Below are 14,673 nucleotides of genomic sequence, written 5' to 3'. Positions count from 1 at the left end.
ACCATGCCGCGATTCGTCTTTGAGCTTGAGGCCGTGCTGAAGCAGCGGCTCGCGGAAGAACGCGAGCGGCAGCTGGCGGTAGCCGTGCTCGAGCGCGAGCGGCAGCAGCTTGAGGACCTCATCCGCACTTACCAGCGCGACCTCACCAGCGAGCGCGACGAGCTGCGGGAACAGCTCGCGGCCACTCAGGCCCGTTCCGCAACGCTCGACTTCCGCGGCGTGCGATTCCAGGCCGGCGCCTCGCTGCGGCTGGTCACGATGGCGCAGCGGGCAGTCCTCCAGCTCGCGGGCGTGCACAAGAAGATCGACGCGGCCCGCCTGCTGCTCCTCCAGGCCACCACCCGCCGCAAGGGCGTCGAGATGCTGAAGGAGCGGCGACACGAGGAGTGGAAACTGGAGCAGCGCAAGCGCGAGGAGGCCGCGCTCGATGAGCTGAATGTGGTGCGGGCGAGCCGCACCGAGGAGCCGTTATGAAGTCGCTGTGGACCGTGCTGTCGGTGCTCGCGGTCGCCAACCTTGTCGCGCTAATGAGCTTTGTCGGCTGGCTCGCGAAGTCCGACCGCCTGAGCATGGACCGCGTGCGTGCCGTGCGAGAGGTGATCGCTAAGCCAATCTCGCTGGAGCGATCGGAGCTGGAGCAGGCCGCTAAGGAGCAGGAAGCCGCGAACGCGAAAGCAGAGGCTGAGGCACGCGCAGGCCGGCCACCGCTCACCGCGGCGGAAAAGCTCCAGGCCCGCATTGAAGCGACCGAAATCGACCGCCAGCGCATCGAGCGGCTCAAGCGCGAGGTGGCGGACCTCCAGATGCAGCTCGCCGCCGAGGGTCAGCGGCTCCGCGACGAGCGCGCGGCGTTCGAGGCCGAGAAGAAGCAGTTCGATCAGGTGGTGGCCAGCCTGAACGCCGGGACCAGCGATGCACAGTTCCAAAAGACCTTGAAAATCCTCACGAGCGCCAAGCCGCAGCAGGCTGTCACGCTGTTGCTCCAGATGCTGGAGCCGGCCGCGCCCCCGCCAGAGCTGACCATGGTGCCCGTCGCGAACGGGGCCGAAGCACCACAGCCGGCACCGGCCGGTCCCAATGAGCAGCAGATCGGTGCTGTGGTGGAGTACCTGGATGCGATGGGCGACAAGCAGCGGGCCAAGATCATGGAGTCCCTGACGAAGACCGACCCGAAGCTGGCAGCCGACTTGCTTGAGCGACTCCGGAAACGCGGCGAGTTCGCCCGCGTGCCGTGAGGCCCGCTCAACGATGCCCAAGGTCAGCCCTGCCCCGGTCAATACGTTCCTGCCGACCGACGCGCCCGTGCAGAGGCCACGCGCGAGGCCAGCGAACCCGTTCGCGGCGCTCATGGCGGGGCTCAACCTTGGTGTGAAGGGCGCGGAACTGCCAGTGCACGCGCCTGAGGCCGTGCAACGGCAGTCACGAGCATCGACGAGCGAACAACTTGAGCGCGATGCGCAGGAACGGCCCGAGGACGCGCAGCAACCTGCTGATACCAGGCAGGAAGTGCAGGAATCGCGCGAGGACGCCACCTCGGGACAACTGGCTGTCGTGGAGACGGCTGAGCCGTCGCGGCATTCCTCCTCAATCGCTACTGCTGCGACCACCGAGCTGGCCACTCCGGTCCCCGCCGCCGCGCCGCTGCAGCCGAGCGTTGCGCCCGTCACCGAAGCGGCGGGGAAGGACGCGGCTGAAAACGCTGCAGCTCAGCATGCTGCTCCTCAAGTCTCCTCAACCGCGACGAGCGCCGTCGGTGCCGCCCCTCAGAGCGAGCAGCCGCACCCGCAGCCGGCGCCGGCGGAAGGAGCGATCGATCGCCGGGCCGTTCGGTCATCAGCTCAGCTGGCGGCGAGCCCAGTTGCCCAGGATCAGCCCGTCATCCCCGAAGCGGATGGCGAGCCCCAGCCTACGGCGCCGGAGGCGGAATCGAGGCCGCGGTACAGCGACCACCACGCGAGTAAACCGGGGCCGGGGCCATCGGACAACATGCAGGCCCTCCCAGCAACTCACTCGCAAGCGAACGCCGCAGCCACCGCGGCGCAAGCCGCGCAGAGCACGCCGCAGAACCAGCGCGCTACAACCGCCGCGCGAGGCAGTACGGCACAGGGCGTAGGCCCCTTCGGCACCCTCCCCGCAACCGCCGCCAAACAGGCCGCTCTCAACCGGCTCACCGCGCAGGCCCCGGCACTCAAGCAGAGCGTCGTCCAGCATGCGTTTATCCCGCAGGCCGCGAAGGGCCTTGCCATGGCGCTCAAGCAGGGTGAGGGCACCGTGACCATCAACTTGAAACCCGCGCACCTGGGCTCGCTCAAGATCGAGGTCAGCATGGAGCAGGGGGAGGTTACCGCCAAGCTGGAAGCGTCCAGCGAGACGGCACGGCAGTTGCTCACCGACGCACAGCATTCTCTCCGGGCCGCGCTGGAAGCGCGGGGTCTGAGCGTGGAACGCATCGACATCGTGGCGCCGCCGAGCGGCGCACCGTCGCAGGACGCGGCGGACAAGCAGCCCGATCACACCGGGGAGCAAGCCACCGGCGAACACACGGGCCGGCACACCGGCGGCGGCGCGGAGGCGCACACCGGTGAAGGCCGCGGGCAGGGGCGACAGGGCGACATCCAGGTGCACGAGCCCTGGCCCGCAGCCGCCGTTGAAGTGTCCTTTGCGCTCGAGCAGGGCGGTGTCTACCGCCTTCACCTCGACGCCGTGGCCTGAGGAAGAACCATGAGCGCCATCGACGCACTCACCAGCGCACAGAGCAGCGGCGGAGCAGGGGGCCTGAGCAACCTGTCCTCCGGCGACTTCTTCAAGCTCATCCTGACCGAGCTGACGAAGCAGGACCCGCTCGCGCCAAACGACACGAACGCGCTGCTGCAGCAGATCTCGGCCGTGCGGTCCATCCAGTCCGACATGGACCTGTCGAACGACCTGGGCCGGCTGGTGCAGCAGAATGAGTTCGCCTCCGCGGCGATGCTGGTTGGGAAGACGGTCAGCGGCGTGGATGAGAACTTCGAGCGTGTGACCGGGGAGGTGAAGTCCGTCGCCCGCACCCAGGACGGCACGATGCTGATCCTTAAGTCCGGCGAGCGCATCCCGGTGGGCTACCTCGACGAGATCAAGCAGACCGCCAGCAGTGGGGGTGGCGAGTGACGAATGATCCCACGGCACTCCTGCGGGCGCTCGGCTCGGGGATCCGCCCCGTCGGAGCCGACCCTGCCAGTGCCACGCCACGCCTTATCGAGGGGCCATCGTTCCAGGACATGCTCGACAAAGCGAGCACTGGTGGCGTTTCCAGCGATCTGCCGATCCGCGTCTCCCGTCATGCCGGCATCGACCTGACACCCTCTCAGCTCAACCGCCTCGCCGCCGCGGCCGACCGCGCCGAGGCCGCGGGAGCGAGCAAGGCCCTGGTGCTCATCGACGGCATGGTGCTGCAGATGGACGTCGGCCTGCGGACCATCACCGGCAAGGCCGATACATCAGCCACCAGGGTGCTCAACGGCGTGGACGCCGTGGTCACCGTCGCGCCCGATGCGGGTGAGGTGCCGAACCAGGTGCCAACGCTCACAGCCAACAGCATGAATGCTTCTCTGCTCAGGATTCTTGGTGGCAGGACGCCGCCAAGGGCCTGAGATACCAGTCACGCGGCAAGGACGCCGCCGATGTTCCGGGCATGGAGGCCCTCCCTTAGCGATTCACCGTCGCGATTTGTGCACGCGAAGGAACCAGGACCATGGCTTCGACCACCGCCCTGTTCACCGGCCTCTCAGGGATGACCGCCAACTCGCGGAACATCGACGTCATCGGCAACAACATCGCCAACGTCAACACGACCTCGTACAAGAGCAGCCGCATGCTCTTCTCCACGATGTTCAGCCGCAACATGACGGCGGGCTCCGCGCCCTCCGAGGCTCGTGGCGGCAGTAACCCGTTCCAGATCGGCTACGGCGTCCAGGCCGGCGGCACGCAGCGCAACATGACGGGCGGGGCTATTTCCGCGACAGGTGACGCCCGCGACCTGGCGATCGACGGCGCGGGGTTCTTCGTGATGAACCGCGGGCCTTCGCAGGTCTTCACGCGTGCCGGTGCGTTCCGGGCCAACCAGAACAATGACCTTGTTGACCTCGCGGGCAACCGTCTGCAGGGCTTCGGCGTTGATGCCAACTTCAACATCATCCCCGGGCAGCTGATCGACCTGAACGTACCGCTGGGCTCGATGACCCTCGCCGAGGCCACGCGCAACGTGAAGTTCTCCGGCAACCTCAACTCCGACGGTTTGCTCCCCACTCAAGGGGCCCGCATCAACCTGACAGGCACGGGCAGCAACGCCCTGCGGGCGATCACCACCGCGAATCCCGCGCCCACCGCGCCCGACATCATCGACCGCACCACCCGCCTCGTCGATATCGAGGACCCGACACTGCTCGGTTCCGACACGCCCCTCTTCACCGCCGGTCAGCGGTTCGAGATCAAGGGGGCTGAAAAGGGCGGGAAGCAGCTGCCTACCGCCAGCTTCGCCGTGACCGCGACCACCACGATCGACGACCTGAACACGTTCCTCGCGGAAGCCCTTGGCATCGACCTCAATGCCGGCGCCAACCCCGACGGTTCGATGCCCGGCGTGGACATCAACGGCGTCACGGGCGAGATCTCGATCATCGGCAACACCGGCACGGCGAACGATCTGGTGATCGACGTCGCCGACCTCCGGATCACCAACGGAGCAGGCACGTTCCTGCGCTCGCCCTTCGCCTCTGCGAAGGCAGTGGCCGCGGATGGCGAGAGCGTGCGAACGACCTTCGTCGCCTTCGACTCGCTCGGCTCACCGGTCGAGGTAGACCTCACGCTCACGCTCGAGTCCCGGGGCGTAAACGGCACGACCTGGCGCTACTCGGTCGAGTCCGTGGACGACAGCGACATCGCGTTGCAGGTCGGCTCCGGCACCGTTTCCTTCGACAGCAACGGCCAGCCCCTCAACCCGCTGCCGCTCGGTATCGCGATCGACCGCGACGGCTCAGGCGCCGACTCCCCGCTCTCCATCAGCCTCAGCTTCACCGGCAACGACGGCAGCAACGGCGTGACCTCGCTCAGCGACAGCCGTTCGACGCTCGCCGCGACCGCCCGCGACGGCGCCCCCATCGGCACGCTCTCGGCGTACGCGGTGGGCGCTGATGGCATCATCACCGGCGCTTTCACCAACGGCCTGACCCGCACCCTCGGCCAGGTCGCGATCGCCACGTTCGCCAACCCTGAGGGCATGGTGGACGCCGGCAACAGCATGTTCACCGTCGGCGCGAACTCGGGGAACCCCGTGATCACGGCGGCGGGCGAGTTCAGCGCCGGCAGCGTCATCGGCGGCGCCCTCGAGCTCTCCAACGTCGATCTTGGCGAGGAGTTCATCAAGCTGATTTTGTCGTCCACGGGCTACTCGGCGTCCTCGCGTGTCATCCGCACCGCCGACGACCTCATGCAGCAGCTCATGACGCTGGGCCGGTAAGAACTGGCCACCAGCCCTGAAGACGCTGGGGCCCGCTCAAGCGGCACCCGGGAACGTCCGATCACACTCCGGCACACGCCCCGCCGGAGGAGATTGGCCGATGAATCTTGTGATGACCGTCGCCGACCAGACCATCAACGACCTGGCCCTGTTCGCGGCCATGCTGGCCCTCGCGGCCGTACTGGTAGTGGCCGCGCTGTGGACCGCGGCGCACCTGCGGGTGGACCACCTGCTGCGCCTGGCATTGCGCGAGGTGGGCGCCGGGGCCAAGCACGCCATCGCAGCTGTCGGCGCGGCGGGCTCGCTCGCCATCCTGCTGGGTTTCGTGCCCTCCTCGCTGCTCCTGGACCCTTGGGCCGCGGGCGCGGCGGCACTGTGGATCATCATGTCCGTTGTTGCGGTGTCCGCGGCGGCTACGGGGCGGCGACGCCGCGCGGCCGCGGACGCCCGCACCATGGCGCAGGAACTGCCGCCCGCCAAGGCCGCCTGAGCGCGATCCGTTTATTCCGGCAGACCACCACGCCCGATACCCGCGCTCGCTTCACCCCTGACCTTTTCCAGCCGATGTGGACTCGGGCGCCCTCAGCGCGCCGGGAGGTAGTCGCGTGGCCGACAAGGACGAAAAGAAGAAGCCCGAGGGTGAGCCCGCGCCGGAGGCCCCCAAGAAGGGCTTGCCCATCAAGACCATGGGCGTGGTCGGCGCGCTCATGATCGCGGAGGCGGTAGGGGTGTTCGTGTTCGTGAGCGCCACCAGCAAGCAGCCCCAGGTTGCCGAGGCCAAGGCCCTGGAGGGCGAGGAGAAGGAAGATCTCGAAGCGACCGTCGAGGTGCCGCTCATCGACGAGAAGTTCCAGAACATGCAGACCGGCCGGGTCTGGGTGTGGGACACCTCGATTGTGCTCAAGGTCCGGGTCCGCAACAAGGAGGTTGTCGAGAAGGAACTGGAGCGCCGAAAGGCCGAGGTGCAGGAGGGCATTGCCATGATCTTCCGGCGCGCCCCGCACAGCCAACTCAAGGAATCGGACCTCCAGACCATCAACCGCCAGATCACCGCGTACATGAACCAGATCCTCGGGAAGGACACCGAGGGTCGCGACCGGCTGGAGAAGCTGGTCATCCCGAAGTGCAAGGGCTTCCCGACCGAATAGCGCCGCGCCGCCGAGGTAGCGACTCCCCTGTACAGGCGCGCAGGCCTTGCGCGTGCTTATGGGACCACGCGCAGACGCTGCCGAAAAGTACCGGGGGGGCCGCGCAATATCCGATGGTGGAGCCACAACGCCCCACGCCGTATCGACAGGATGTCGTGCCGGCGCGGTGCGGGTCTTTGTCAGGAGGCCAGGATGGCCGAGTCTGATCCTTCGATGCCCGCTCCCGGAGCACCGCCGACCGCAGCTGATGCGGGCGCACCTGCGCCGCTGCCGCTCCCCAGTTTTTCGACGCCCGCGTCCACACCCGCGCCCAAGGCGATCGACCTGCTGTCGGACGTGAACCTCAACGTCAAGATCGAGCTGGGCCGCACGCGGATGCTGGTCGAGGACGTGCTGCGGCTCTCCGAGGGCGCCGTCGTCGAGCTCGACAAGCTCGCCGGCGACCCGGTGGACGTCTACGTCAACGATCGCCACGTCGCGCGGGGCGAGGTGCTCGTCCTCAACGATAACTTCTGCGTGCGAATCAACGAGATTGTCGCGCCGGCCGCTGAGGCCCCGCAACCCGCGGCCAAGGCCGGCTGATCACACCCTGAAACTGCAAGGCAGCGGAGCTGCCCAAACTACTCGCGAGCGCCAGGATGGCCCGTGCGGAGACGAAATCACGCAGCAGAGCGCCCGAGGTGGAACGGGCACGGTCTGTCTTCGGGTCGTGCCGCTTCGTGCGGGTGCTCGGCGCGTCAGTCGCCCTCGTGCTCGCATCCGCCACCCTCGCCGATTCGCCGGAGTCCAAGCCCCTCGCCCCCGCAGCCAAGCAGAAGACCGAGGCCGCGCCGCTCGGCAACTCTGAGCCCTCCATCTCGGCCTCGACAGTGCAGACCGTTGTCTCCCTCGCGGGGGTTGTTGCGCTGATCGTCGTGCTCGGCGTCACCGTGCGGCTTGTCTCGCGTCGCAGTGGGGGGCTCATGGCCGCGCTGGGCGCGGGGGGGCGGGCGCCGTCCGGGATCCTCGAAGTCCTTGGCCGCTACCCGGTAGGGCGCGGCAGCACGCTGATCCTGCTGAAGATGGACCGGCGCGTGCTGCTGCTGTGCCAGGGGCGTGGCGGCAAGCTTGGCGGTACGACGATGACCACGCTCACAGAGGTCACCGACGCCGAGGACGTTGCGTCGATCCTGCTCAAGGTGCGCGACGAGGAGGGCGACACGCTCGCCCGCAAGTTCCAGGGCATGCTCTCGGCCTCCGACCGGGCCGCAGCGGCCGCGCTCGAAGAGCCCGCTGGGGTCGAGATCACCGACGAGCCGACGGCTTCCGCCATCGCCAGCACTGCGCGCCCGCATGCGACGCAGCGCCAGCCCAGCGCGATCCGCTCGCGCCTCCAGACGATGCGCACGCCCGCGGCGGGGGGGGGCGCGATGAGGCTCCGCACGCTGGCCGTCGCGCTCGCCACAGCTGCGTTCGCGCTCGCAGCGCCCGCCCAGGTCGGCCCGCCGGTCGACGCCGCACCGGCGTCTGTGCAGCCTGTCACGAACCCCACGGTCAACCCGCCCGCCGGGCCGCTGCTTTCGCTGCCAACCACGACCGCGACGGACGCGCTGAACCCGCTCCAGATGATCGACTCCGCCGCGCGCGTCCTGCCCGGCGGCAACACCAGCAGCAGCGACGGCGAGAAGCCCGGCCTCTCGACGGCGCTCAACATCCTCGTCGTCCTGACGGTCGTCGCGCTCGCGCCCTCGATCATGCTGATGTGCACGTGCTTCGTGCGCATCCTGATCGTGCTGGGGCTGCTGCGGCAGGCGATGGGCACGCAGAGCGTCCCGCCCCCGCAGGTCACGACCGCGCTGGCCCTCTTCATGACGCTGCTGGTCATGGCGCCCACGCTCGACCGCATCAACGCCGAGGCGATCGTGCCCTACCGCCAGGGCGAGATCAAGGACTACGACGAGCTGTGGAACAAGGCCAAGCAGCCGCTCCGCGACTTCATGTTCAACCAGATCGAGGCGACCGGCAACTGGTCGAGCCTCTACATGATCCTCGAGTACCGCGGCGTGGACACCAGCGAGCCCGAGAAGCTCAGCCGCGCCGACGTGGACATGATCTCGCTCGTGCCCGCGTACATGCTCAGCGAGCTCAAGACCGCGTTCCTGATGGGCTTCCGCATCTACCTGCCGTTCCTCGTCATCGACATGGTCATCTCCACCATGCTCATCGCCATGAGCATGATGATGCTCCCGCCCGTGCTCATCTCGCTGCCCTTCAAGCTGCTGCTGTTCGTGCTGGTGGACGGCTGGACGCTGGTAGTGGGGGGGCTGATGCACAGCTTCGCACAGACAGGGAGTGGCTAGCAGACCCAAGCGACGACGGCCGCGCTCTCCTCATTTCGGTTCTCGTTTTTCATTGTTCGCTCTCTCCCATGCACTACGACGAATCCTCAGTCGAACTCGTCCGCACCGCGTTGATCATCACGCTGAAGATCGCCGCGCCCATCCTGCTCGCGGGCATCGTGGTGGGCCTGATCATCTCGCTGCTCCAGTCGGTCACGAGCGTGCAGGACCAGACGCTCGCGTTCGTGCCCAAGATCGTCGTGATGGTCGTTGCCGCGGCCGTGCTGATCCCATGGATCGCCCAGCGCCTCGTCGAGTACGCGGCCAGCCTCTTCTCGCTCACCAGCTAGGAGGGAAGTCAACCACAGAGACACAGAGGCACAGAGAAGAAAGGCAGACGGAAAAGACGGATCAGGACAAAGAAGAACATGCAAGCCGCCTCTGTATCAATCCACGCCTTTCTTTGCCTTGTCTTCTCTGTGTCTCTGTGCCTCTGTGGTTAGTTCCCAATGGACTCGCAAGACATCAACCCCCTTCTCGCCCGCGTGGTGCCGTACACGCTCGTGGCCTTCCGCCTCGCGGGGGTGTTCGTCATGGCCCCGCTGCTGGTCAACATCATGATCCCGCGCCGCTTCAAGGCCCTGCTCGTGCTCATGCTGGCCGCGGCCATCTTCCCCATCGTCTCGCCGTCGCTGACCATGGCGGAGGTGCCTACCGACCTCTTCGGCCTCGTCCCGCTCATCGTAACCGAGAGCCTCGTGGGCGTCGCCATCGGCGGCATCGCCGCGATCCCGCTGCTGTCGCTCGAGATGTCGGGCATCATCGCGGGGCAGAACATGGGCATGGGGCTGGCCAAGGTGTACAACCCCGACGCCGACTTCGAGACCGACATCCTCGGCCAGCTCATCTACTACATCGGCGCCGGCATCTTCGTCGCGGCTGGCGGCCTCGAAAGACTGTTTTGCGGCGTCATCGACTCGTTCAAGAACGTGCCGCTCGGCGGCTTCCAGGTCTCGCAGACCCCCCTGGACCTCTTCGTGGGCACGCTCAGCAGCGGCTTTGAGCTCGCTATCCGCGTGTCCGCGCCCGTCACCGCCATCATCCTGCTCATCATCGTGGTGCTGGGTGTCGTGGGCAAGACGATGCCGCAGCTCAACGTGCTGTCCGTTGGCTTCGCGATCAAAATTGTGGCGGGGCTGCTCATGCTCACCTTCGCGCTGTACGCGATCAGGGACGCCGTGGGCGACGAGATTATGCGCGTGCTCTCCGACATCCGTGGCTGGGTCGCATCGCTCTAGAACCAGAGAAGGCCGAACACAGAGGGCACAGAGATGGGACAGAGCCACACGGAGGAGAGGCAGGGAATGGAAGCAGAAAGAAAAGAACAGAAGCTCCAGAGAACGCAGCGCGACAACGCAATGTCTTCCTATTCAGATTCCTTCTCTGTTCTCTCCGTCCCCCACCGTCCCTCTGTGTTCTGCCTTTAGGTCTCCACCATGGCCGACGACCTCGGAGAAAAAACAGAGGCACCCAGCGGGCGCAAGCTCGAGGACGCCCGCGGCAAGGGGCAGGTCGCCAAGAGCCAGGACCTCGCGGCCGCGATCGACCTCATCGGCGGCGTGATCCTGCTCATGATCTTCGGCGGGGCCATCATCCGCGCCATGACGGCCGTCATGCGCAACGTGCTGACCAACCCTGGGGGGAACCTCGACCCCAGGGACATGGGCCAGCTGCTCGTGACCATCACCTGGGAGACCGTGCTTGCGATGACGCCGGTCATCGGCTTGATCGCCGTGGTCGCGGCCATGAGCCACATCGTGCAGTTCGGCCTGCTGTTCACCACGCAGCCCCTCATGCCCAAGTTCGACCGCCTCAACCCCATCACCGGCTTCGGGCGGCTCCTCTCCAGGCGCAACCTCGCCAAGACCGGCATGAATGTGCTCAAGCTGGTGGTGGTGACGACCGTCGCGTGGCTCTACCTCAAGAACAAGCTCGCCGTCGTCGCGGGCCTGCCGCTGCTGGACACGTTCACCGGCGTAGCGCTCATGGTGAAGCTCGTCGTCGAGCTCGCGATCTGGCTGCTGGCCCTGCTGCTCGTCATCGGAGCGGCGGACTTCCTCTACCAGAAGTGGCAGCACACGCAGGACCTCAAGATGACCAAGGAGGAGGTCAAGGACGAGCGCCGCAACATGGACGGCGACCCGCAGGTCAAGGGCCGCCGCATGAAGCTCATGCGGGACATGGCCATGCAGCGCGTCGCGGCCGCGGTCCCCAAGGCCGACGTGATCGTCACCAACCCCACGCACTACTCGATCGCGATCCAGTACGACGAGAAGACCATGCGGGCCCCGCGCGTCGTGGCAAAGGGTGTGGACCACATGGCCATGCGGATCCGCCAGCTCGCGATGATCCACAAGGTCCCGATCGTCGAGCGCCCGCCACTGGCGCGGGCCCTGTACGCGGGCGTCGAGGTCGGCCAGGAAGTTTCACCGGAATTCTACCAGGCGATTGCGGAGCTGCTGGCGTACGTGTACCGGCTGGAATCGAAGGCCGCGTAGGAGTTGGAAACACAGAGCGCACGGAACAAAACAATGAACAGAAAGCGAATGAACGGGATGATTAATCAAGTGCCTTGCTCTGTGCTCTCTGTGTTCTCTGTGTTTCAAACCCCGCTCCGCGCCGGATAACCAGAACCCATGGCCGCGCTCACAGCCACGAACAACAACCTCTTCCCAGCCTGGCTCCTGAAGATCAAGGAGTACCGCGGCTACATCGTGCCCGTGGGGTTCGTGGCCATGATGGCCGTGCTGCTGGTGCCGATGCCGCCGGTGATGATGGACGTGCTGATCGCGCTCAACATCGCGCTGTCGCTGGTCATCCTGCTCACCACGCTCTACATGAGCCACCCGCTGGACTTTTCGGTGTTCCCCAGCCTGCTGCTGGGCACGACGCTGTTCCGGCTGGTGCTCAACATCGCCAGCACGCGGCTGATCCTGACCGCGGACGCCAGCACGCCCGAGGAGGCCGCCACCGTCGCGGGCCACGTCATCATGGCCTTCGGCAACTTCGTCGCGGGCGACTCGCTCTTCGTGGGCATCGTGATCTTCCTGATCATGGTCATCGTGCAGTTCATGGTGATCACTAAGGGCGCCACGCGCATCTCCGAGGTCGCGGCCCGGTTCACCCTCGACGCCATGCCCGGCAAGCAGATGGCCATCGACGCCGACCTCAACGCCGGCAACATCGACGAGAAGGAGGCCCGCAGGCGGCGTGAGCGGGTCAGCCAGGAGGCCGACTTCTTCGGCGCCATGGACGGCGCCTCCAAGTTCGTGCGTGGCGACGCCATCGCCGGCCTCATCATCACCGCCATCAACGTCGCGGGCGGCTTTGGCGTGGGCATCATCTCCCGCGGCTGGGAGGCGGGCCAGACCGCCGAGGTGTTCACCAAGCTCACGATCGGCGACGGCCTCACGGCCCAGATCCCCAGCTTCGTGATCGCCATCGCGTCCGCGTTGATCGTGACGCGCAGCGGCAGCAAGGCGGAGCTGGGCAGCGAGCTGGCCGACCAGGTCATCAGCCAGCCCAGGGGCCTCATGATCACCGCGGGCTTTCTGGCGGCCCTCGCCTTCACGCCCCTGCCGGCGCTGCCGCTGCTCGCGTGCGCGGGCGGCCTCGGCGGGCTCGCGTACATGATGATGCGGACGCAGAAGAAGGTGGAGCAGGAGAAGAAGGCGGCCGCGCCCGCAGCACAGAAGCCCGAACCGCCGCCGGTGGAGCAGCTGCTCAAGGTGGACACGCTCGAACTCGAGGTCGGCTACGCCCTCGTTTCGCTGGTGGACACCGCCCAGGGCGGCGACCTGCTCGACCGCATCACCGCCATCCGCCGCCAGCTGGCTGTGGAGCTGGGCCTCGTGATGCCGCCCGTGCGCATCCGCGACAACATGCAGCTGAGCTCGACGGAGTACCGCGTGAAGATCCGCGGCAACCCCATCGCCACCGGCGTCACCAAGCCCGGCAAGCTGATGGCCATGGACTCCGGCATCGCGTCCGGCAGGATTGACGGCGAGGCCACCAAGGAGCCCGCCTTCGGCCTGGACGCGTGGTGGATCGACCCCGCCTTGCGCATGCGGGCCGAGACCATGAACTACACGGTGGTGGACCCCACCAGCGTGCTGGCGACGCACATCACCGAGATCGTGCGCAAGCACGCCGACGAGCTGCTGACGCGCGACGAGGTCAACAACCTGCTCGAGCAGCTCAAGGCCAAGGCGCCCAAGCTCATCGAGGAGACGGTGCCGGCGATCGTCAAGCCCGTCGAGCTGCAGAAGATCCTGCAGGCCCTGCTCCGCGAGCGCGTGCCCATCCGCGACCTCGAGACGATCCTGGAAACCCTGGCCGAGTGGGGCAGCAAGACCCGGGACGTCGAGGTGCTCACCGAGTACGTCAGGAATGCCCTGCGCCGCACCATCTGCCAGCAGTACTCCGCGCCCACCGAGCGCGGCGTCCCGCGCATGGTCTGCGTCACGCTCGACCCCGCGCTGGAGGACCAGATCAACGCCTACATCGACCGCGGGGCCGCGGGCACCACGGTCAACATGCCCTCGCGCGTCGCCTCGCGCATCGCCGACGCGGTCATCACCGCGCTGCAGAAGGTCATCACCGCCGGCCACCCGCCGGTCGTCATCGCCAGCCCGCCGGTGCGGGCGGTGGTCAAGCAGCTCCTCGACCCCCACCTGCCCACGGTGGCGGTGCTCGGCTACAACGAGGTCGTGAGCGGCGTCGAGGTGGAGTCGATGGCCCTGGTCTCGCCGCCGGTGGACGAGCGGGCGATGGCGGGCGCTGCGGCCTGAAAGGCAGAACACAGAGCGCACAGAGCTGAGACGGAGGGAACAGAGGTGAAAGACAGGATCCGATCCATGATCCTTCTCCGTGTGGCTCCGTTTCCCACCTCTGTTCCCTCTGTGTTCTGCTTCCCTCCGCGATCCGAGACGTTTTCCACAATCGCAGACTCCCCGCGCAGGAACCGCGAAAAACCCACGATTGCCTCTGGTTGATTCTGCGCGATCGCGGTACACTCCCGCGCACGGCTCCAGGAGGGAGCTCTCACCCGCAGCGTCCACGGACGGACCATGAACCTCAAGACCTACCGCGCACCGTCGATGGCCCAAGCCCTCGCCGAGGTCAAGAAGGACCTGGGCAAGGACGCGGTCATCCTGCACACGCGGGCCTACAAGGTCGGCGCCGTCATGGGCATCGGTGGCAAGCAGGTCATCGAGGTCACGGCCGCGGACTCGATGTCCGCCCGCGGTCCCACGCTCAAGCCCGCTGCGAAGAGCACTGCCACGACCGGCGCGACCGCCACCGCCCAGAAGCCGCCCCGCCGCGCAGCCCCGGAAGAGTTCATCGCCGAGGCCTTCACCAAGGTCGAAGCCCCCGCGGCCCTCGGCGAGACGCCCACCGTGCAGGTCCGCCCTGTCAAGGTGGAGGACCTCGTCTCCCGCACCTCGATGTCGCTCCCGCCCCGGAACGCACCGGCCGGCGCCACCGCGGCCGCCATCACCGCGAGTGCCGCGGACCCCACGCCGCCCCCGCCCGCCGACTCGGCCAAGGTGGGGGCCGCGCTGCTCGAGACCATTTATAACGCCCCGGCCGCGCAGCCCGCGGCAGCAACGCCGAGCGCCCGCCCTTCGCAGCAGCTCGAGGCCAAGCCGAC

General features: G+C 67.2%; 15 protein-coding genes. All 15 read left to right on the top strand.

Annotated elements, in window-relative coordinates:
• Nucleotides 1–3 precede the first annotated feature (3 nt).
• Nucleotides 4–474: a flagellar FliJ family protein gene (locus VD997_12845; protein HYE62876.1), complete on the top strand. Its 471-nt coding sequence runs from the start codon at nt 4–6 to the stop codon at nt 472–474.
• On the top strand, nt 471–1,235 hold the full coding sequence (locus tag VD997_12840; GenBank protein ID HYE62875.1) for a hypothetical protein: 765 nt from the start codon (nt 471–473) through the stop codon (nt 1,233–1,235). The genes VD997_12845 and VD997_12840 overlap by 4 nt, the downstream gene beginning before the upstream one ends.
• Nucleotides 1,236–1,248: 13 nt before the next feature.
• The gene (locus VD997_12835; protein ID HYE62874.1) at nt 1,249–2,712 is read left to right on the top strand and encodes a flagellar hook-length control protein FliK; all 1,464 of its coding nucleotides are present in this window, start codon (nt 1,249–1,251) and stop codon (nt 2,710–2,712) included.
• 9 nt (nt 2,713–2,721) lie between these two features.
• Complete coding sequence (locus VD997_12830; protein ID HYE62873.1) at nt 2,722–3,147, top strand: flagellar hook capping FlgD N-terminal domain-containing protein; 426 nt, start codon at nt 2,722–2,724, stop codon at nt 3,145–3,147.
• Nucleotides 3,144–3,629 (top strand): hypothetical protein, encoded by a 486-nt coding sequence (locus VD997_12825; protein ID HYE62872.1) that lies wholly within the window; start codon nt 3,144–3,146, stop codon nt 3,627–3,629. The genes VD997_12830 and VD997_12825 overlap by 4 nt, the downstream gene beginning before the upstream one ends.
• A 101-nt stretch (nt 3,630–3,730) precedes the next feature.
• Nucleotides 3,731–5,494, top strand: a complete 1,764-nt coding sequence (locus VD997_12820; protein ID HYE62871.1) for a flagellar hook-basal body complex protein — start codon at nt 3,731–3,733, stop codon at nt 5,492–5,494.
• Between the two features lie 100 nt (nt 5,495–5,594).
• Nucleotides 5,595–5,984, top strand: coding sequence for a hypothetical protein (locus VD997_12815; GenBank protein HYE62870.1), 390 nt, complete (start codon nt 5,595–5,597; stop codon nt 5,982–5,984).
• A gap of 115 nt (nt 5,985–6,099) precedes the next feature.
• Nucleotides 6,100–6,642 (top strand): hypothetical protein, encoded by a 543-nt coding sequence (locus tag VD997_12810; GenBank protein ID HYE62869.1) that lies wholly within the window; start codon nt 6,100–6,102, stop codon nt 6,640–6,642.
• A 192-nt stretch (nt 6,643–6,834) separates the two neighbouring features.
• Complete coding sequence (fliN, locus tag VD997_12805) at nt 6,835–7,224, top strand: flagellar motor switch protein FliN (protein ID HYE62868.1); 390 nt, start codon at nt 6,835–6,837, stop codon at nt 7,222–7,224.
• 98 nt (nt 7,225–7,322) lie between these two features.
• The gene (gene fliP / locus VD997_12800) at nt 7,323–8,981 is read left to right on the top strand and encodes a flagellar type III secretion system pore protein FliP (protein HYE62867.1); all 1,659 of its coding nucleotides are present in this window, start codon (nt 7,323–7,325) and stop codon (nt 8,979–8,981) included.
• 68 nt (nt 8,982–9,049) lie between these two features.
• Complete coding sequence (locus tag VD997_12795; protein HYE62866.1) at nt 9,050–9,310, top strand: flagellar biosynthetic protein FliQ; 261 nt, start codon at nt 9,050–9,052, stop codon at nt 9,308–9,310.
• Between the two features lie 159 nt (nt 9,311–9,469).
• The gene (locus VD997_12790; GenBank protein HYE62865.1) at nt 9,470–10,258 is read left to right on the top strand and encodes a flagellar biosynthetic protein FliR; all 789 of its coding nucleotides are present in this window, start codon (nt 9,470–9,472) and stop codon (nt 10,256–10,258) included.
• A 198-nt stretch (nt 10,259–10,456) separates the two neighbouring features.
• Nucleotides 10,457–11,518: a flagellar biosynthesis protein FlhB gene (flhB, locus tag VD997_12785; protein ID HYE62864.1), complete on the top strand. Its 1,062-nt coding sequence runs from the start codon at nt 10,457–10,459 to the stop codon at nt 11,516–11,518.
• A gap of 138 nt (nt 11,519–11,656) precedes the next feature.
• The gene (flhA, locus tag VD997_12780) at nt 11,657–13,810 is read left to right on the top strand and encodes a flagellar biosynthesis protein FlhA (GenBank protein ID HYE62863.1); all 2,154 of its coding nucleotides are present in this window, start codon (nt 11,657–11,659) and stop codon (nt 13,808–13,810) included.
• Between the two features lie 279 nt (nt 13,811–14,089).
• Nucleotides 14,090–14,673 (top strand): hypothetical protein (locus VD997_12775; GenBank protein HYE62862.1); only part of this gene is annotated, 584 nt, incomplete at its 3' end.

This window comes from Phycisphaerales bacterium (assembly GCA_035627955.1).
Classification (GTDB): Bacteria; Planctomycetota; Phycisphaerae; order Phycisphaerales; family UBA1924; genus JAEYTB01.
This window is presented reverse-complemented; position numbering and strand designations above follow the sequence as displayed.